Source organism: Novosphingobium sp. GV079 (assembly GCF_003058045.1).
Lineage (GTDB): Bacteria > Pseudomonadota > Alphaproteobacteria > Sphingomonadales > Sphingomonadaceae > Novosphingobium > Novosphingobium capsulatum.
Window position 1 is genome coordinate 93,208 of record NZ_QBUE01000002.1, and the last position, 17,822, is coordinate 111,029.

Below are 17,822 nucleotides of genomic sequence, written 5' to 3' on the forward strand. Positions count from 1 at the left end.
GGACCAGCCGCAGGCTGGTGGAGGGGCTTTGATCCTTACGCCTTCAACGCCGCCTGCGCTGCGGCCAGGCGCGCGATCGGCACGCGGTAGGGGCTGGCCGAGACGTAATCCAAACCAACCTTTTCGCAGAACGCGATCGAGGCGGGATCGCCGCCGTGTTCGCCGCAGATGCCCAGCTTGATATCGGGGCGGGTCTTGCGGCCGCGCTCGGCCGCTAGTTCCACCAGCTGGCCCACGCCTTCGATATCGAGGCTGACGAACGGGTCGCGCGGATAGATGCCCTGGTCGACATAGGGGTTGAGGAAGCGCGCGGCATCGTCGCGGCTTACGCCGAGGGTGGTCTGCGTCAAGTCGTTGGTGCCGAACGAGAAGAACGTGCCTTCCTCGGCAATTTCCCCGGCCATCAGCGCGGCGCGTGGCAGCTCGATCATCGTGCCGACCAGGTAATCCAGCGTCTTGCCCTTGTCGGCAAAGACCTGTGCGGCCACGCGATCGACCAGCGCGCGCAGGATCTGCAGTTCCTTCTTGGTGGCGACGAGCGGGATCATCACCTCGGGCACGACCGCTTCGCCAGACTTGGTGGCCACTTCCACCGCCGCCTCGAAGATCGCCTGGGCCTGCATCTCATAGATTTCGGGGAATGTGATCCCCAGGCGGCAGCCGCGATGGCCCAGCATAGGGTTGAATTCATGCAGTTCCCCGGCACGGCGCTTGAGATGGTCGACACCCAGGCCGGTCACTTCGGCCAGTTCCTCGAACTCTGCATCGGCATGCGGCAGGAATTCGTGCAGCGGCGGATCGAGCAGGCGGATAGTCACCGGCAGGCCGGCCATCACCTCGAAGATCGCGATGAAATCAGCGCGCTGTTCGGGCAGCAGCTTGGCCAGCGCGGCGCGGCGGCCGGCTTCGTCTTCGGCCAGGATCATCTGGCGCACGGCGGAAATGCGCCCGGCTTCGAAGAACATATGCTCGGTGCGGCACAGGCCGATGCCTTCGGCGCCGAACTGGCGCGCCACCTGGCAATCCAGCGGCGTTTCCGCGTTGGTGCGCACTTTCATGCGGCGGTGCTTGTCGGCCCAGACCATCAGCGTGGCGAAATCGCCGACGAGTTCGGGTTCCACCATCGCTACTTCGCCGGCCATGATCTCGCCAGTCGAACCGTCGAGCGTGATCACGTCGCCTTCGGCCAGGTCACGGGTGCCGATCCGCGCCTTGCGCGCGGCCATGTCGATCGACAAGCCCGACGCGCCGGACACACAGGGACGGCCCATGCCGCGTGCCACCACCGCAGCGTGGCTGGTCATGCCGCCGCGCGCGGTGAGGATGCCCTTGGCCGCATGCATGCCGTGGATGTCTTCGGGGCTGGTTTCCACGCGCACCAGGATCACGCTGTCACCACGTTCGGCGCGCGCCTGGGCGGTATCGGCATCGAACACGATCGCGCCGCTGGCTGCGCCCGGCGAGGCGGGCAGACCCTTGGCCAACACGTCGCGCGGGGCCTTGGGATCGAGCGTGGGGTGGAGCAACTGGTCGAGCGCCATGGGATCGACCCGGGCGATCGCGGTGGCTTCATCGATCAGGCCCTCGCCCACCATGTCCACCGCCATCTTGAGCGCGGCCTTGGCAGTGCGCTTGCCCGAACGGGTCTGCAACATCCACAGCTTGTTCTTTTCAACCGTGAATTCGATGTCCTGCATGTCCTTGTAGTGCTTTTCCAGCAGCTCGAACACGCTGGCCAGCTCGGCATAGGCCTGCGGCATGGCCTCTTCCATCGACAGCGGCTTGGCCCCGGCCCGCTCGCGCGCGGCCAAGGTCAGGTATTGCGGGGTGCGGATGCCGGCCACCACGTCTTCGCCCTGGGCGTTGACCAGCCATTCGCCGTAATAGGCCTTTTCGCCGGTCGCCGGATCGCGGGTGAAGGCAACGCCCGTAGCCGAGGTATCGCCCATGTTGCCGAACACCATGGCCTGGACGTTGACCGCCGTGCCCCATTCGGCCGGAATGTCATTGAGCTTGCGATAGACCTTGGCGCGTTCGCTTTCCCAGCTATCGAACACCGCGCCGATCGCGCCCCACAACTGCTCGTGCACGTCCTGCGGGAACGGGCGGCCCAGTTCCTCTTCGACGATCGCCTTGTATTCGCCCACCAGCTTGCGCCAGTTGTCGGCGCTCATTTCCACATCGGCGTAATAGCCGTTGTCTTCCTTGGCGATTTCGAGCGCATCTTCAAAGCGGTGATGGTCCACGCCCAGCACCACGTCGGAATACATCTGGATGAAACGGCGATAGCTGTCCCAGGCAAAGCGCGCGTCGCCGGAATCGGCCGAAAGCCCTTCCACCGTCACGTCGTTGAGGCCGAGGTTGAGCACGGTATCCATCATGCCCGGCATCGACACCCGCGCGCCCGAGCGCACCGAGACCAGCAGCGGATTGGCCGCATCGCCAAACACGCGGCCGGTCGCCGCTTCGATGTGCGAGAGCCCGGCGGCAACGCCGGCCTTGATGTCGGCGTCAAACTGCTTGCCGGCCGAATTGTATTGCGTGCACACTTCGGTGCTGATGGTGAAGCCCGGCGGCACCGGCAGGCCGATGCCCGCCATCTCGGCCAGGTTGGCGCCCTTGCCCCCGGTAATGGTCTTATCCTTGGCCCGAGGATCGTCGTTGCGCGCACCACCGCCGAAATGGAATACGTATGCACTCATGATTACAGTCCGTTCCTTGAGCAAAGGTCAGTCATTGCGAGGTCCAGGAAATGGACCGAGGGCGCTTAGCCCTCGATCCGCGAGAAGTCCGCTACTTTGTGCACCGCAGCACGGAATTGGTCAAGCAGGGCCAAGCGATGGGCCCGCTTTTCCGCATCTGCGTCATTGACCGTAACGTCATCGAAAAACGCATCGATCGGCGCGCGGAGCAAGGCCAGCGCGGCCATGGCGGTGGTGAAGGCCTCGTGCGCCACAGCCTCGGCCACCTGCGGCTCGGCCTGGGCAAGCGCCGCCATCAGCGCCGCTTCGGCCGGTTCGGGGGTGTAGGACAGCGCCGCTTCGCCATGGGCAAATTCGGCCGCGACATCCTTGAACAGGGGATCATCGACCAAGACCAGAGGGTCTTCCTCGCCAGTGGGCGGCACCACGCCTTCGCCTTGCGCGCCAGCGGTTGCTGCCGCTTCCTTCTTGAGGATATTGGCCGCGCGCTTGTAGCCCGCCAGCAGGTTGACGCCATCCTCGGTGCCGACGAACGCCTGAAGCGCCGACACGCGCGCCAGCAGGCGCACGAGATCGCTTTCACCGCCGAGGGCAAGCACGGCATCGATCAGGTCATGGCGCACGCCGGCTTCACGCTGCTGCACCTTGAGACGGTCGGCAAAGAAGCCGAGTAGGTCGCCTTCGGCCACTGCAAAGCGCAGGCCGTTTTCGGTGATCAGGCGAATGATCCCAAGCGCCGCGCGGCGCAGCGCGAAGGGGTCTTTCGACCCGGTCGGCTTTTCGTCGATCGCAAAGAAGCTGCGCAGCGTATCGAGCTTGTCCGCCAACGCGACGCAGACCGAAACCGGCGCGGTGGGTACATCGTCACCCTGCCCCACCGGCTTGTAGTGATCGCGGATCGCGTCGGCCACGGCATCACCCAGACCTTCGGCGCGGGCGTAATAGCCGCCCATCAGGCCCTGCAGTTCGGGGAACTCGCCAACCATGTCGGTGACGAGATCGGCCTTGCACAGCTGCGCCGCCTGGCGCGCCAGGGCCGGATCGGCGCCGGGCACCACGCCTTCGCGGGCGAGCCATTCGGCCAGGTCGGCCACGCGGGCCACCTTGTCAGCCACGGAGCCGAGCTTTTCGTGGAACGTGATGCGCGCCAGCTTTTCAGCTTGGCGGGCGAGCGGAACCTTCTTGTCCTGCTCCCAGAAGAAGCGGGCGTCCGACAGGCGCGCGGCGAGAACCTTGCGGTTGCCCGCCACGATCGCCGCGCCGCCATCGGTGGCGGCGATATTGGCGGTGCAGACAAAGGCATTGGCCAGCTTGCCGGCGGCATCGCGGCAGATGAAATACTTCTGGTTGACCCGCGCGGTCAGCTGAATCACTTCGGGCGGCACGTCGAGGAATGCCTCGTCAAAGCGACCGAGCAGCGGCTGGGGCCATTCAGTGAGGCCGGCGTTTTCCACGACCAGGCCTTCATCGTCCACCAGCACGAGGCCAGCGGCCTGCGCCGCGGCGCGCGCGCCATCGCGCACCAGCGCCTCGCGCTCGGCGTGGTCGACGATCACGAAGGCTTCGCGCAAGCGGGCGGCATAGTCGGCCGCGCCGGTGATCGTGATGTCACCGCTGTGGTGGAAACGGTGCCCGCGCGTGACCGTGCCAGAGCGGATGCCGCCCACTTCGAGGTCGATCGCCTCGCCGCCCAGGATTGCGATGATGCCCGAGAGCGGGCGCACCCAGCGCAAGGATTCCGGGCTGAACGAGGCGGCGCCCCAGCGCTGAGACTTGGGCCAGGGAAAGGCGCGAACGATCGCCGGGATGGCCTGGGCCAGCACCTCCTTGGTCGCGCGGCCGGGCTTTTCGGTGATGGCAAACAGCACGCCATCGCGTTCGGTCAGTTGCTCGCGGGTCAACCCGGTCTTGCGCAGGAAGCCTTCCAATGCCTGCGGCGGGGCCGAGGCACGCGGCCCCTTCACTTCCTCGCTAACGGCTTGCGTGCCCAGCGGCAGATCGCGCGCGATCAGCGCCAGCCGGCGCGGCGTGGACCATACCGTGATCGCGCCCGGCGTCAGCCCGGCGGCGGTCAGTTCCTTGACGAACAGCTTTTCCAGATCGGCGCGCGCGCCGGCCTGCATCCGCGCGGGGATTTCTTCGCTGCGCAGTTCGAGCAGGAAATCGGCGGTCATGCGGCGTCTCGCTTGAGTGTGTTCAAGGTGGTGTCAGCGCCCTTCGACAGGCTCAGGGCGAACGGGGTGTGAGAACCGATCCAGAGGTCCGTTGGGGCTGAGCTTGTCGAAGCCCCACGCGCAACCAACCGGCTCATGCGCTCCACCCCGGGAATTTCTGCGCCCATTCGTCCTTGTACTTGTCCATATAGGCTTCGCACGAACCGCGCGCGAGGTCGCGCACCTTGCCCATGTAGCTGGCGCGTTCCTGCACCGAGATCACGCCGCGCGCCTGCAACAGGTTGAACACGTGGCTGGCCTCGATCGCCTGTTCATAAGCCGGGATCGGCAGCTTGGCATCGAGGCAGTTGCGGCATTCCGCCACGGCCTTGTTGAACAGGTCGAACAGCGCGTCGGTGTTGGCGATCTCGAAGTTCCACTTCGACATCTGGCGTTCGTTTTCCAGGAACACCTGCCCATAGGTCACGCCGTGACTGTTGTAGGCCAGGTCATAGACGTTATCGACGCCTTGGATGTACATAGCCAGGCGTTCCAGGCCATAGGTCAGCTCGCCGGCCACCGGCTTGCAATCAAACCCGCCCATCTGCTGGAAATAGGTGAACTGGGTCACTTCCATCCCGTCGCACCACACTTCCCAGCCCAGGCCCCAGGCGCCCAGCGTCGGGCTTTCCCAGTCATCCTCGACAAAGCGGATATCGTGCTGCAGCGGATCGACGCCAATGGCGCGCAGGCTGTCGAGATAGAGATCCTGCATGTCGGCCGGGCTCGGCTTCATGATCACCTGATACTGGTAATAATGCTGAAGCCGGTTGGGATTTTCGCCATAGCGGCCATCGGTCGGCCGGCGGCTGGGCTGGACATAGGCCGCGTTCCACGGCTCTGGCCCCAGCGAGCGCAGCGTGGTGGCCGGGTGAAACGTGCCCGCGCCCACGCGCATGTCATAGGGTTGCAGGACAAGGCAGCCCTTGTCGCTCCAGTAAGCGTGGAGGCGCAGGATCATGTCCTGCAGGCTGAGCGGCTTTGGTGCAGTATCGGCCATGGTGTGCCGCCCATGGCCGATGGCGCAGCGCAAATCAACCGCCAGCAGGCGCAACATGGGGACTTCCCATTGCGCGCTGCCCTGTGCATGGGACAAGGCATGCGCCGCTTCCTTGCCCAGATCCCCACCCGCATCGCCGCCTGTGCCGCCATGGCGCTGCTGCAGGCCCCTTTTTCTGCCGATGCGCAGACCATCCCGCTGCCTGCGCCGCAAGAGGCCGCCGCCGATGCGGCGCCCTCGCGCCCGGCGCTGTGGAAAGTGGCTGACGCCGATACCACGATCTGGCTGTTCGGCACGATCCACATGCTGCCCAAGGGTGGCGCGCCGTGGCTGGTGGGCCCGGTGGCCCAGGCGCTGAACAGATCGGACACGCTGGTGACCGAGGTTACGCAGGCCGATATGCACGCCGCCGTCGATACCGCGCCAGGCCTGCTGCCCAAGGGGCAGACCCTGACTGCCCTGCTGGGGCCACAGCGCGCGGCGCGGCTGGCGGCCACGCTCACCGCGTCGGGCGTGCCGGCCACGCAACTGGATGGCTACAAGCCCTGGATGGCGGCCACCGCGCTGTCGATGCTGCCACTGGTGCAGCGTGGCTATCAGCCTTCGCACGGCGTGGAAGCCGCACTGCAGGCGGCCCACCCGCAACGGCAAGCGGGGCTGGAAACCGTGGCGTTCCAGCTTGGCCTGATCGACAGCCTGCCCCAGGATGCCCAGATCGCCTGGCTCGATAGCGTGATCGCCCAGTACGACACGATCGGCGAACAGATCGCCGGCATCGTTGCTGCCTGGCGCCAGGGCAATGCCGAGGAACTGGGCAAGCTGATGACCGCCGACATGCAAGACGATCCCCGCCTGATCGACGCACTGCTGATCCGGCGCAACGCCACCTGGGCCAAGTGGATCGAACAGCGGCTGAAAACGCCGGGCACCGTGTTCGTGGCCGTGGGCGCCGGGCATCTGGCCGGCAAGGGCAGCGTGCAGGAAGACCTGGCGCGCGACGGCATCACTGTGACGCGGGTGCAATGAGCATGACCATGCGCTGGAAACCGTTCCTCGTCGCTGCCCTCGCCCTGCTCGCGGCGGCGTGCCACAAGGCCGCGCCGCCGCCGCTGCCGGCCAAGGTGGCGTTGTGGGAAATCGCCGATACCAGCGGCACGCGCGGCTGGATATTCGGCACTGTCCATGCCCTGCCCGCCGGCGTGCAATGGCGCCGCCCGGCGATCGACCGCGCGCTGGCCAATGCCGATCGCCTGGTGCTGGAAATCGCCCAGCCGCTCGATGGCAATGTCGCCGGCGTCGCCCTGGCGCGCCTTGCCTATACGCCCGGCCTGCCGCCGCCCTCGGCGCGCGTCGCCATGAAGTATCGCGATGCCCTGGCCAAGGTCTACAAAGACCTCAACCTGACCGACGCGCAATTCCAGAACGAGGAATCCTGGGCGGTTGCCCTGCAGATCGCCGCGATCGGTGGGCAGAAGGAAGGCATGGACCCAGCCAGCGGGGTGGAGCCGCAGTTGCGCAAGCTGATCGGCACCAAGCCGGTAGCGGGCCTGGAAACGCTGGATGGGCAGTTTGGCATATTCGACGCCCTGCCCGATCGCGCGCAGCAGACCCTGCTGGAACAGATCGCCGTGGAAGCGGCAGACAGCCGCGATGATGATGCCGACATGGTGCGCCTGTGGCTGCGCGGCGATGACCTGGGCATTGCCCGCGAAAGCCAGAAGGGCTTTCTGTCTGATCCCACGCTGCACCAGGCATTGCTCACTGCGCGCAATGCGGCCTGGGCCAGCCAGATCGATGCCATGCTCAAGGATGGCGCCGCCCCCTTCATCGCCGTGGGCGCGGCGCACGTGGCCGGCAGCGATGGCCTGCCCGCGCTGCTCCAGGCCAAGGGCTGGCTGGTGCGCCGGGTGGAGTGATCGCGCACGCCCCTTGCTTTTTCGGCCCGATCCGCTAAGGGCCGCCGCTTCCCCGTCATGGTCATCCCTGGAGGCGTGGCGGAAGGAACATGCAACAGATTCATTTCGGAAGGTATTTCACATGAGCGAGACGCTGACCCTGTCGGCTGAGCTGCGCGAACGGGCAGGCAAGGGAGCCTCCCGTGCCCTGCGCCGCGAAGGCCGCACTCCTGCCGTGGTTTATGGCGGCAACCAGGAACCGGTTGCCATCCACCTCGAAGAAAAGGAACTGGCACGTGCCCTGGGCACCGGCCACTTCTTCAACTCGATCGTCGAACTGACCATCGGCGGCAAGAAGGTCCGCACTCTGCCCAAGGACGTGGCTTTCCACGCCGTGAGCGACCGTCCGCAGCACGCAGACTTCCTGCGCGTGAGCGCGAACGCCGAAGTGCACGTGAACGTGCCCGTGGTGTTCCAGAACGAAGAAAAGGCCCCCGGCATCAAGCAGGGCGGCGTGCTCAACGTTGTGCGCCACGAACTGGAACTGGTGTGCGAAGCCAACAAGATCCCCGATGACATCATCGTCGATCTCTCGGGCCTGGAAATCGGCGATTCGGTGCACATCAGCGCCGTGAAGCTGCCGGCCGGCGCCCGCTCGGCGATCACCGACCGCGATTTCACCATCGCCACGATCGCCACGCCGACCGTTCTGACCGAGGAAGAAGCTCCTGCTGGCGAAGCCAGCGAAGGCTGATCTTTCCGGCACGGCAGCTTTCGGGCTGTCGCATCGGTTCAAGGAACCCCTCCCCAACCGGGAGGGGTTCTTTTTTGCGCCGCGCCCATGCAATAGGCACGCGCGCCCTCACCGCAAAACACCCTGCAAACTCCAACCACAACCGGAGCGTCTGCCATGCAAGTCTGGGTTGGCCTGGGAAATCCCGGCCCGCAATACGCCCTGCACCGCCACAACGTGGGCTTCATGGCGCTCGACACGATTGCCGATGTCCACGGCTTTGGCCCGGTGCAGAAGAAGTTCCAGGGCTGGGTGCAGGAAGGCCGCATCGGCGCGCAGAAGATCATCCTGCTCAAGCCCGCCACGTTCATGAACGAAAGCGGCCGCGCCGTGGGCGAGGCACTGCGCTTCTACAAGCTCGCCACCGATGCCCTCACCGTGTTTCATGACGAACTGGACCTGGCGCCGTTCAAGGTGAAAGTGAAACAGGGCGGCGGCCATGCCGGGCACAATGGCCTGCGCTCGATCGACCAGCACTGTGGCGCGGAATTCCGCCGCGTGCGCCTGGGCATCGGCCACCCCGGCCACAAGGACCGCGTGACCGGTTATGTGCTGGGCCCCTTTGCCAAGGCGGAGCACGATGACCTGGTCACCATGCTGGGCGCCGTGGCAGCAGAAGCCGATCGGCTGGCCCAAGGCGACGATACTCGCTTCATGAGCGATGTGGCCCGGCGCCAGCAGGATTGAAACGCGCCAGCAAGATTGAAATGTCCTGAAAAGGTTAACGCGAATTTCCGGAAAAACCGTCGGAATCGCTTACAACCGACACACCCGTGAAACGGCGTTAACCACCAAAAAGCGCTGATTTCTGCAATTGGCACCGCTTTTGCTTTTACCTCTGTCAACCAAGACAGTGCATTCGGATCTAATGGTTCGAACGTCTGCCTTCCAGTTTGAAACTTCAAGTTTGACAGGGGACTGACCATGAAGCGTTCGATTGCCATCCTCGCCGCCGCGCTGACCACCACCATCGCTGCTGCCCCGGCCCACGCCACCTTCTTCCACACCCACTATTGCAACTGCGGCCACTCGGCCGGCGCCGCGATGTGCGGCAGCACCTCGTCGACTTCGACCTCGACCTCGGGTGGCAGCACCACGTCTTCGACCACCTCGTCCACCTCGGGCGGTTCGACCACGTCGTCGACTTCGGGTGGCAGCACCACTTCGACCTCGACCGGCGGCTCGACCACCTCGTCGACCTCGGGCGGCAGCACTACCTCGTCGTCGACCGGTGGCACCGACGTGCCGGAACCGGGCATGCTGGGCCTGATGGGCGCTGGCCTGGCTGGCCTGGCGTTCGTGCGTCGTCGCCGCCGCTGATCGCGGCACGCGGGCCTGGGGGCACCAGCACAGGGACGGGCCGGCACGCCTTGCGCATGCCGCCCGGCTGGCCCAAATCCCGCCGCCAAGCGATGTTTCTCCAAAAATGCCGTCCAAGCCTGGCTTGGGCGGCATTTTTGCGTTCGGAAGAGGTCTATGGCCTCAGCGCGCCTGGGCGCGGGCGAGATCGGCGCGGAACAGGCGGTTGGCCGGATCGGCATCGACCGCGCGGCGCAACAGATGCTGCGCGGCGGCCATGTCCTGCCCGGCGTTGAGCCGCACGAGGCCAGCGATATGCAGCATGTCGGGATCGCGCGGCGCCTGGGCCAGGGCGCGGTCGGCATAGGCGATCGCTTCCTGGTGGCGACCAGCGCTGGTATAGGCCACCGCCAGCCGCTTGAGCACTTCGGGATCGCTGCCATTGCCCAGCAACGCGGTATAGGCGGTGATTGCTGCGGCCCAATCGCGCCGGCCCAGCGCGGCCTGGCCATCGGCGGCCAGGCGCTGGTCCTGCTGCCACTGGCCGGAGCGGAGCCGCGCCGCCAGCGCATCGGCCGAGGGATCACCCGCTGCCCGCGCCGCACGCAGGGCCAGATCGAGTTCGCGCTGGCCAGCCAGCAGCGAATCCGACAAGGGCCGGATCGTGCGCAGCGCCGTGCCGGGATCGCCGGTGGCCAGTTGTGCTTCGGCCAGCATCATGCGCGAATAGGGATTTTGCGGCGAGAGCAGCAGCGCGCGGGCAAAGATCACGCGGGCCTGCTCGGGATGGCCCAGACGCAGCAACGCCTCGGCATAGGTCAGCCCGTTGGGGGTGCGTGGATCGAGATCGACCTCATGCGGCGCCAAGAGCTGGCGTACCTTTTCCCAATCGCCTTTTTCGCTGGCGAACTGCACCTGCAGATCGAGCACGCGTGAATCGCCCGGCGCGAGGCGCGCGGCCTTGCCGATGAGGCCGATCGCGCGGTCGAGCTGGCTTTGCATGTCAGCCAGGTTGGCCCGCTCGATCAGCGGCTCGATCCGGCGGGGATAGGCCGCGATTGCGCGGTCATAGGCAGCGCCGGCCGCGTCTAGCTGGCCTTGCCGGACCCGCAGCGCCCCTTCGACCATCGCGGTATCGAGGCCCTTGGGATCGAGCCGCTGCATCACGGCCAGGACCTGGTCGGCCCCGGCAAAATCTTCGGCCGTGATCAGGAAGCGGGCATAGTCGCGCGCGAGTTGCACATTGTCTCCGGCGGCCATGCCCTGGCGAAATGCAGAAAGTGCCTGGGCATTGTCACCCAGAGCCTGGTGCGCTGCGGCCCGCAGGCGCCAGGCATCGGCATCGCCATCCTGGCCCAGCAGCGACAGCGCCTGGCGCGGCAGGCCGCGCAGCAGGGCTGCTTCGGCCTTCATGCGGTTGACCGCCGGCCCGCCACCGCCGGCATCTTCCAGCCGCGTCAGCGTTGCCTGCGCGCCATCGCCATCGCCCATCTGCAACTGCGCACGGGCGAGCAGCCGCAGCAGCGCCTGCGAGTCGGCGGCGGGCAGCTTGCCCGAGTCGAGCGCGCTCAGCGCTTCCATCCGCGCCGTCACGAAATCCTGCGCGGCAAAGGCGCTGCGGGCCTTGGCAGCATGGGCGGCGGGATTGTCGCCACAGCCGGCCAGCACCAGGGCCAGCGCCAATGCCGGCGTGATCAGCGCGCCGCGCGGCAGACCGGCACGGGCATGGCGGTGCAAAAACGATGGCAGGATAGCGCGCCTCATGCCGGTTGCCATGCCAGCAAGGCCTGAAACTTCGGTGAAGATTGCCGACCGGCCACGCAAAACCCCTTGCCACAGGGCGCTGCCCCCTTGACCTTGGGCCTACAAGCCACCATCGCGGCCGGCAATATGCGGCCCCGCATCGGCTTGGGGCCATAGCCAAGGACACGAAGATGGGTTTTCGTTGCGGGATCGTCGGCCTTCCCAATGTCGGCAAGTCGACGCTGTTCAACGCGCTGACCGAAACGCAGGCGGCCCAGGCCGCCAACTATCCGTTCTGCACGATCGAACCCAACGTGGGCAACGTGGGCGTGCCCGACGCCCGGCTCGATACCCTGGCCAAGATCGCCGGCAGCCAGAAGATCATCCCCACCCAGCTCGGCTTTGTCGACATCGCCGGCCTGGTGCGCGGTGCATCCAAGGGTGAAGGCCTGGGCAACCAGTTCCTGGGCAACATCCGCGAAGTGGATGCGATCATCCACGTGCTGCGCTGCTTTGAAAACGACGATATCCAGCATGTCGATAACCGCGTCGATCCGCTGTCGGACGCCGACACGGTGGAAACCGAACTGATGCTGTCCGACCTGGAAAGCCTGGAAAAGCGCGTACCCGCCGCCGCCAAGAAGGCGACCAGCGGCGACAAGGAAGCCAAGGCCATGGCCTCGGTGCTGGGCCAGGCGCTGGAACTGCTGCGCGAAGGCAAGCCCGCCCGCCTCACCCAGCCCAAGGACGACGAGGAAGAGCGCCTGTTCAAGCAGGCGCAGCTGCTCACCGCCAAGCCGGTGCTCTATGTCTGCAACGTGGAAGAAGAAAGCGCCGCCAGCGGCAATGCCCACTCTGCCCGCGTGTTTGAAAAGGCCAAGGCCGAAGGCGCCGAAGCCGTGGTGGTTTCCGCCGCGATCGAGGCCGACCTGATCGGCATGGACAGCGAGGAACGCCTGGCGTTCCTGGCCGAACTGGGCCTGCATGAAACCGGTCTCAACCGCGTGATCCGCGCCGGGTACGATCTGCTGCACCTGCTGACCTTCTTCACCGTCGGCCCCAAGGAAGCCCGCGCCTGGACCGTCCACCAGGGCGCCAAGGCCCCCGAGGCTGCCGGCGAAATCCACTCCGACATGCAGCGCGGCTTCATCCGCGCCGAAACCATCGCCTTTGACGATTTCGTTTCGCTGGGCGGCGAGGCGGGTGCGCGCGATGCCGGCAAGCTGCGCCAGGAAGGCAAGGAATACATCGTCAAGGACGGCGATGTGATGCACTTCAAGTTCAACGTCTGAACCTGTTCGATCGGATGGTTGACGCATGGGGAAAGCAGGTTCACCCTGCCCCCATGCGATACTATGAAGATCTGGAAGTGGGCGCCGTTGCCCGGTTCGGGCAACGCCACGTCACGCGAGAGGAAGTGGTCGAGTTTGCGGGAAAATATGACCCGCAACCGTTCCACCTGTCTGACGAGGCGGCCGCCGCCACGCACTTTGGGCGGCTTTCCGCCAGTGGCTGGCACACCTGTGCCATGACCATGGCGATGATCGTGGAAGAGCAGGACCGCGCCGGCCACCAGGGCCTTGGTTCACCCGGCATCGACGAACTGCGCTGGCGCCACCCGGTCTATCCCGGCGACACGCTGCGCGTGGAAACCACGATCCTGAGCAAGCGGCGCAGCCAGTCGCGCCCGGAAATGGGCCTGTTCCGTGCCGAAACCCGCGTGCTCAACCAGGATGACGTGATCGTACTGACCATGGTGAGCAACGCCATGGTGAGCACGCGCGACCCCAACGGCACCGACTGAACAGGCAGGGTCCACGAAAAAGGGCGCGCGTGGCATTGGCCACACGCGCCCGTTTCCTTGCATCAGATGTGCGTGATCACATCTTCTGGGCAGAGGTCTGATCGGCGGTGACCGGACGATGCAGCGCCGCGTTGTGCTTGGCGTGGTGATGACGCGCGTGGTGCTTCTTGGCCTTCTTGGGGTGGGTCTTGGCCCACTTCCACCGCTCGAGCGAGCGCAGGCGCGTTTCCAGGCTGTCAGCCCGGCTACCGGCCGATTGCGCCGCCATCGAGGCAGCCTGGGCGGCCGAACCGGCGCTCTGCGCAGCAGTCATCGCGTTGTTGGCCGAACCCTGTGCCTGTGCCGCAGCCTGTGCTGCGGAATCGGCCGAACCCTGCGCACGCTGCGCCGTTGTTACGCCTTCATCAGCGCGCGCCTGCGCCTGATCGGCCGCAGCCTGGGCTCGCATAACCGATCCGGTGGTTGCACACCCTGCCAGCGCCATTGGCAGAAGTGCGGAAAGCAACACGATGTGACGACCCTTGTTCATAGGCGTTTCCCTTAGTCTTTGGCGCCCCCGCGCGATGCAAGACGCATGAGAGGGCAAAGAGTCACGCCGAAATGGACCGAAACGCGCCAGATTGGTGCTTTTGCAGGATGTGACGCCAAAACCTACATCGGCTTGCACTGCACATTGCCTTTGGCGGTATAAACCGGGCGGCTGTCGGCGTCGGATATCACCAGTTGCCCGTCAAAGCTGTCGATCACGCCCATCGTCTTGGCCTTGCCATCATCAAGCCGCGTCAGCGTCAGCGCCCATTCGCGCCCGGTATAGTGCGACCAGCCGTGCTGCGGCAGCGTGGCACTGCCCTTGTCGGCGGCCAATACCACGATCTGATCCTTGATCTTGATGAGGCCGCGATCCTCCTGCGCCAGCAGCACCGCCCCCATGCCACCATTGTCGGGCACGAAGTTGCATCCCGATCCGGTCAGCTTGCCTTTGGTGATGTCGAAAAAGTCGATGACCTGCGGGCTGATCTCTTGCGCCGGTGCCCGCTCCTTCTGCGCCGCCTCCACCTGGGCAATCGCCGCATCGTCGCTTTGCTGCGGGGCTTTGTGACACGCGGCGAGCAAAACCAGAGGCAGGGCCAGAACAATCGAACGCATGATCTCTCTCCCACAGCAATACGCATCAAATCCTCCCCCACCGGGGGAGGTGGCGGGCCGCAGGCCCGACGGAGGGGGCGCCCCCTCCACCACGCGCTACGCGCGCGGTCCCCCTCCCCCCGCCATTCGGAGGGAGGATCTTATTTCCGCCCGAACAGCTTCTCGATATCGCCGTGCGCCAGCTTCACCCAAGTCGGCCGGCCGTGGTTGCATTGGCCCGAGCGTGGGGTCACTTCCATTTCGCGCAGCAGGGCGTTCATTTCCGGCACCGACAGCACGCGGCCAGCGCGCACGGAGCCGTGACAGGCCATCGTTGCCAGCACCAGGTCCAGCCGCTCGCCCAGCAATAGCGCGTCGCCATGCTTGGCGAGGTCATCAGCCACGTCACGCACAAGGGCCTGGACATCGCCCTTGGCCAGCGCCGCCGGCACGCTGCGCACCAGCATCGCGGCCGGACCAAAGCGTTCGAGGGCGAGGCCGAAATCGGCGAGGCGCGGCGCGGCTTCTTCCAGCCGGTCGCACGATGGTTCATCAAGGTCGACCACTTCGGGCAGCAGCAGGGCCTGGGCCGGGGCCGTGCCCTCGCCCGCGCCGGCGGCACGCAGGCGTTCGAGCACCAGGCGTTCGTGCGCGGCGTGCTGGTCGACGATGACCAGGCCATCGCTGGCTTCAGCGACGATGTAAGTCTTGGCCACCTGGCCCCGCGCCACACCGAGCGGATGCTCCACCGCCTCGGGCACCGGCTCGGCCGCGGCTTCGGCGCGGGCCACGGGCGGCGCCATCACGCCGGCCTCATAGCCGCGCCAGGCCTGCCCCGCCTCGCTCACGCGGGCGGGCTGATAGGACGGCGTGAAGATGCTGCCCTGGCGCGCCGGTTCTGGCGCGGGTGGCGGGGTGACGAGTGGCGCCGGCGCAACCGGTTCGGCCTGCCAGGCACGCATCGCGCCGGCATCGGGCGCCTGGGCAGAGCGGCGATCGCCGGTGGAGAGCGCCTGGCGCAGGCCGGTGACGATCAGCCCGCGCACCAGCGCACTGTCGCGGAAGCGCACTTCGGTCTTGGCAGGATGGACGTTCACGTCCACCTCTGCGGCCGGCACATCAAGGAACAGCGCCAGCACGGCATGGCGATCACGCGCCAGCATATCGGCATAGGCGCCGCGCACCGCGCCGAGCAGCAGCCGATCTTTCACCGGCCGGCCGTTGACGAACAGGTACTGGTGATCGGCCACGCCACGGTTGTAGGTCGGCAGGCCCGCAACCCCCATCAGGTGATAGTCGCCACGCAGCAGATCGACGGCCACGGCATTGTCGGCCAGTTCGCGTGCCACCAGTTGCGCCACGCGCGCGGCCAGGGTGTCACCAGGCTGGACATGCAGCGCGCGGCGCCCGTCATGCTCCAGCGTAAAACCGATATCGGGCTTGGCCATGGCCAGGCGCCGCACGACATCGAGGCTGGAGGCCCATTCCGAACGCGGGCTGCGCAGGAACTTGCGCCGCGCCGGGATCTTGCCAAACAGGTCTTCCACCCGCACCCGCGTGCCGGGCGGCAGCGCGGCGGGGCCTTCGTTCACCAGCGTGCCATGGTCGATGGTGCGTTTCCACGCCTCGCCATCGGCGCGGCTGCGGCTTTCGATGGTGACGCGCGCGACCGAGGCGATCGAAGGCAGCGCCTCTCCGCGAAAGCCCAGTGTTGCGACCAGCTCGATCGCCTCGTCCGGCAATTTCGAGGTGGCATGGCGTTCCAGCGCCAGTGCGATCTCGTCCGCGCGCATGCCGCAGCCATCGTCGGTCACCTCGATCAGGCCCAGCCCGCCTTCGGCCAGCCGCACCGAAATCTGCCCGGCGCCGGCGTCGATCGCGTTTTCCACCAGCTCCTTGAGCGCACTGGCGGGGCGCTCCACCACCTCGCCTGCCGCGATGCGGTTGATCAGCGTGTCGGGCAGACGGCGGATGACGCGGGGTGTGCTGGCCATGATCCCGGCAAGGTAGCGACGAACGTGCCCTTTTTCGAGACGGGCAGCATGAGTTATCCCATGCCGGCAGTGCACAAAATATTGGGTTTTCCCCCCCGCTTGCGCTAATGAGCCGCCTTCCCCGGGCGCTCACTTTTGCGCATAGGCCACCCATTGCGGTTGGTACCGCGCGCGAATCACACGGATTTTCTGATGGCATCGATGTTTTCCCGATTCTTCAAGTTCGGTTCCCAGAACATTGCGATCGACCTCGGCACGGCGAATACCCTCGTCTATGTCCAGGATCGCGGCATTGTTCTCAACGAACCCTCGGTCGTTGCCATCGAAACGCTCAACGGCATCAAGAAGGTCAAGGCCGTCGGCGATGACGCCAAGATGATGATGGGCAAGACGCCCGACAGCATCGAGGCGATCCGCCCGCTGCGCGACGGCGTGATTGCCGACATCGAAGTGGCGGAAGAAATGATCAAGCATTTCATCCGCAAGGTGAACGGCAGCAAGAGCCTGCTGCGCTACCCGGAAATCGTGATCTGCGTGCCCTCGGGCTCCACCTCGGTGGAACGCCGCGCGATCCGCGACGCGGCCAGCAATGCCGGCGCCAGCCAGGTCTATCTGATCCTGGAACCGATGGCCGCCGCGATCGGCGCCGACATGCCCGTCACCGAACCGGTCGGCTCGATGGTCGTCGACATCGGCGGTGGCACCACCGAAGTGGCCGTGCTCTCGCTGCGCGGCCTGGCTTATACCACCTCGGTGCGTGTCGGCGGGGACAAGATGGACGAAGCCATCGTCAGCTATGTCCGCCGGCACCACAATCTTCTCATTGGAGAAGCCACGGCCGAGCGGATCAAGAAGGATTACGGCATCGCCACGATGCCGGCCGATGGCATTGGTGAAACCATCCACATCAAGGGCCGCGACCTGGTCAACGGCGTGCCCAAGGAAATCACCATCACCCAGGCCAACGTGGCCGAGGCGCTGTCTGAACCGATCGGCGCCATCGTCGAAGGCGTGCGCATCGCGCTGGAAAACACCGCACCCGAACTGGCCGCCGACATCGTCGACCAGGGCATCGTGCTGACCGGTGGTGGCGCGTTGATCCGCGGGCTGGACGAGCACCTGCGCGAGGAAACCGGCCTGCCGGTGAGCGTGGCGGAAGATCCGCTGTCGTGCGTGGCGCTCGGCACCGGCCGCGCCATGGAAGATCCGATCTATCGCGGCGTGCTGATGACCGCCTGAGGAATGCCGGATTTG

General features: G+C 66.1%; 15 protein-coding genes. 8 read left to right on the forward strand and 7 right to left on the reverse strand.

What is annotated here, in order from left to right; genetic code table 11:
- Positions 1–35: 35 nt before the first annotated feature.
- The 3 genes from ppdK to C8K14_RS02305 all read right to left on the reverse strand — a co-directional run bounded on the left by ppdK (position 36) and on the right by C8K14_RS02305 (position 5,915).
- Positions 36–2,702: a pyruvate, phosphate dikinase gene (gene ppdK / locus C8K14_RS02295; RefSeq protein ID WP_107715575.1), complete on the reverse strand. Its 2,667-nt coding sequence runs from the start codon at positions 2,700–2,702 to the stop codon at positions 36–38.
- Positions 2,703–2,767: 65 nt separating this feature from the next.
- Positions 2,768–4,876 carry a glycine--tRNA ligase subunit beta gene (gene glyS, locus C8K14_RS02300; RefSeq protein WP_107715576.1) on the reverse strand — a complete coding sequence of 703 codons (2,109 nt, stop codon included), beginning with the start codon at positions 4,874–4,876 and terminating at the stop codon, positions 2,768–2,770.
- Between the two features lie 133 nt (positions 4,877–5,009).
- Positions 5,010–5,915, reverse strand: coding sequence for a glycine--tRNA ligase subunit alpha (locus tag C8K14_RS02305; protein ID WP_107715741.1), 906 nt, complete (start codon positions 5,913–5,915; stop codon positions 5,010–5,012).
- Between the two features lie 99 nt (positions 5,916–6,014).
- On the opposite strand from C8K14_RS02305, the gene C8K14_RS02310 reads away from it, so the two are divergent.
- From C8K14_RS02310 to C8K14_RS02330, 5 genes are all read left to right on the forward strand, one after another.
- Positions 6,015–6,941, forward strand: a complete 927-nt coding sequence (locus C8K14_RS02310; protein ID WP_233250866.1) for a TraB/GumN family protein — start codon at positions 6,015–6,017, stop codon at positions 6,939–6,941.
- The gene (locus C8K14_RS02315; RefSeq protein ID WP_107715577.1) at positions 6,938–7,831 is read left to right on the forward strand and encodes a TraB/GumN family protein; all 894 of its coding nucleotides are present in this window, start codon (positions 6,938–6,940) and stop codon (positions 7,829–7,831) included. Before C8K14_RS02310 ends, C8K14_RS02315 begins: the two co-directional genes overlap by 4 nt.
- Positions 7,832–7,952: 121 nt before the next feature.
- On the forward strand, positions 7,953–8,564 hold the full coding sequence (locus C8K14_RS02320) for a 50S ribosomal protein L25/general stress protein Ctc (RefSeq protein ID WP_107715578.1): 612 nt from the start codon (positions 7,953–7,955) through the stop codon (positions 8,562–8,564).
- A gap of 156 nt (positions 8,565–8,720) precedes the next feature.
- Positions 8,721–9,290 (forward strand): aminoacyl-tRNA hydrolase, encoded by a 570-nt coding sequence (gene pth / locus C8K14_RS02325; protein ID WP_054130943.1) that lies wholly within the window; start codon positions 8,721–8,723, stop codon positions 9,288–9,290.
- Between the two features lie 237 nt (positions 9,291–9,527).
- A complete protein-coding gene (locus tag C8K14_RS02330; protein ID WP_084390722.1) occupies positions 9,528–9,923 on the forward strand; it encodes a PEP-CTERM sorting domain-containing protein in 396 nt (131 codons plus the stop codon).
- A 162-nt stretch (positions 9,924–10,085) separates the two neighbouring features.
- Here the strand turns inward: C8K14_RS02330 and C8K14_RS02340 are convergent, their stop codons facing one another.
- Positions 10,086–11,666 (reverse strand): tetratricopeptide repeat protein, encoded by a 1,581-nt coding sequence (locus tag C8K14_RS02340; protein ID WP_107715743.1) that lies wholly within the window; start codon positions 11,664–11,666, stop codon positions 10,086–10,088.
- Positions 11,667–11,836: 170 nt separating this feature from the next.
- Between C8K14_RS02340 and ychF the strand changes: the two genes are divergently transcribed.
- Together ychF and C8K14_RS02350 are read left to right on the forward strand one after the other, a co-directional pair.
- Positions 11,837–12,937: a redox-regulated ATPase YchF gene (gene ychF / locus C8K14_RS02345; RefSeq protein ID WP_107715579.1), complete on the forward strand. Its 1,101-nt coding sequence runs from the start codon at positions 11,837–11,839 to the stop codon at positions 12,935–12,937.
- 53 nt (positions 12,938–12,990) lie between these two features.
- The gene (locus tag C8K14_RS02350; protein WP_107715580.1) at positions 12,991–13,449 is read left to right on the forward strand and encodes a MaoC family dehydratase; all 459 of its coding nucleotides are present in this window, start codon (positions 12,991–12,993) and stop codon (positions 13,447–13,449) included.
- 76 nt (positions 13,450–13,525) lie between these two features.
- Here C8K14_RS02350 and C8K14_RS02355 read toward each other — a convergent pair whose 3' ends face one another.
- From C8K14_RS02355 to mutL, 3 genes are all read right to left on the reverse strand, one after another.
- Positions 13,526–13,897 carry a hypothetical protein gene (locus tag C8K14_RS02355; RefSeq protein WP_199223663.1) on the reverse strand — a complete coding sequence of 124 codons (372 nt, stop codon included), beginning with the start codon at positions 13,895–13,897 and terminating at the stop codon, positions 13,526–13,528.
- Positions 13,898–14,100: 203 nt separating this feature from the next.
- The gene (locus tag C8K14_RS02360) at positions 14,101–14,595 is read right to left on the reverse strand and encodes a hypothetical protein (RefSeq protein WP_107715582.1); all 495 of its coding nucleotides are present in this window, start codon (positions 14,593–14,595) and stop codon (positions 14,101–14,103) included.
- Positions 14,596–14,735: 140 nt separating this feature from the next.
- A complete protein-coding gene (mutL, locus tag C8K14_RS02365) occupies positions 14,736–16,568 on the reverse strand; it encodes a DNA mismatch repair endonuclease MutL (RefSeq protein ID WP_107715583.1) in 1,833 nt (610 codons plus the stop codon).
- A 192-nt stretch (positions 16,569–16,760) separates the two neighbouring features.
- On the opposite strand from mutL, the gene C8K14_RS02370 reads away from it, so the two are divergent.
- Positions 16,761–17,807, forward strand: a complete 1,047-nt coding sequence (locus C8K14_RS02370) for a rod shape-determining protein (RefSeq protein WP_022674563.1) — start codon at positions 16,761–16,763, stop codon at positions 17,805–17,807.
- The last annotated feature ends 15 nt before the right edge of the window (positions 17,808–17,822 follow it).

Excerpts from the sequence above, each read along its gene's own strand:
- ppdK (WP_107715575.1), bottom strand. The coding sequence starts at position 2,702 with ATGAGTGCATACGTATTCCATTTCGGCGGTGGTGCGCGCAACGACGAT.
- glyS (WP_107715576.1), bottom strand. The coding sequence starts at position 4,876 with ATGACCGCCGATTTCCTGCTCGAACTGCGCAGCGAAGAAATCCCCGCG.
- C8K14_RS02305 (WP_107715741.1), bottom strand. The coding sequence starts at position 5,915 with ATGGCCGATACTGCACCAAAGCCGCTCAGCCTGCAGGACATGATCCTG.
- C8K14_RS02310 (WP_233250866.1), top strand. The coding sequence starts at position 6,015 with ATGCGCCGCTTCCTTGCCCAGATCCCCACCCGCATCGCCGCCTGTGCC.
- C8K14_RS02315 (WP_107715577.1), top strand. The coding sequence starts at position 6,938 with ATGAGCATGACCATGCGCTGGAAACCGTTCCTCGTCGCTGCCCTCGCC.
- C8K14_RS02320 (WP_107715578.1), top strand. The coding sequence starts at position 7,953 with ATGAGCGAGACGCTGACCCTGTCGGCTGAGCTGCGCGAACGGGCAGGC.
- pth (WP_054130943.1), top strand. The coding sequence starts at position 8,721 with ATGCAAGTCTGGGTTGGCCTGGGAAATCCCGGCCCGCAATACGCCCTG.
- C8K14_RS02330 (WP_084390722.1), top strand. The coding sequence starts at position 9,528 with ATGAAGCGTTCGATTGCCATCCTCGCCGCCGCGCTGACCACCACCATC.
- C8K14_RS02340 (WP_107715743.1), bottom strand. The coding sequence starts at position 11,666 with ATGAGGCGCGCTATCCTGCCATCGTTTTTGCACCGCCATGCCCGTGCC.
- ychF (WP_107715579.1), top strand. The coding sequence starts at position 11,837 with ATGGGTTTTCGTTGCGGGATCGTCGGCCTTCCCAATGTCGGCAAGTCG.
- C8K14_RS02350 (WP_107715580.1), top strand. The coding sequence starts at position 12,991 with ATGCGATACTATGAAGATCTGGAAGTGGGCGCCGTTGCCCGGTTCGGG.
- C8K14_RS02355 (WP_199223663.1), bottom strand. The coding sequence starts at position 13,897 with ATGCGAGCCCAGGCTGCGGCCGATCAGGCGCAGGCGCGCGCTGATGAA.
- C8K14_RS02360 (WP_107715582.1), bottom strand. The coding sequence starts at position 14,595 with ATGCGTTCGATTGTTCTGGCCCTGCCTCTGGTTTTGCTCGCCGCGTGT.
- mutL (WP_107715583.1), bottom strand. The coding sequence starts at position 16,568 with ATGGCCAGCACACCCCGCGTCATCCGCCGTCTGCCCGACACGCTGATC.
- C8K14_RS02370 (WP_022674563.1), top strand. The coding sequence starts at position 16,761 with ATGGCATCGATGTTTTCCCGATTCTTCAAGTTCGGTTCCCAGAACATT.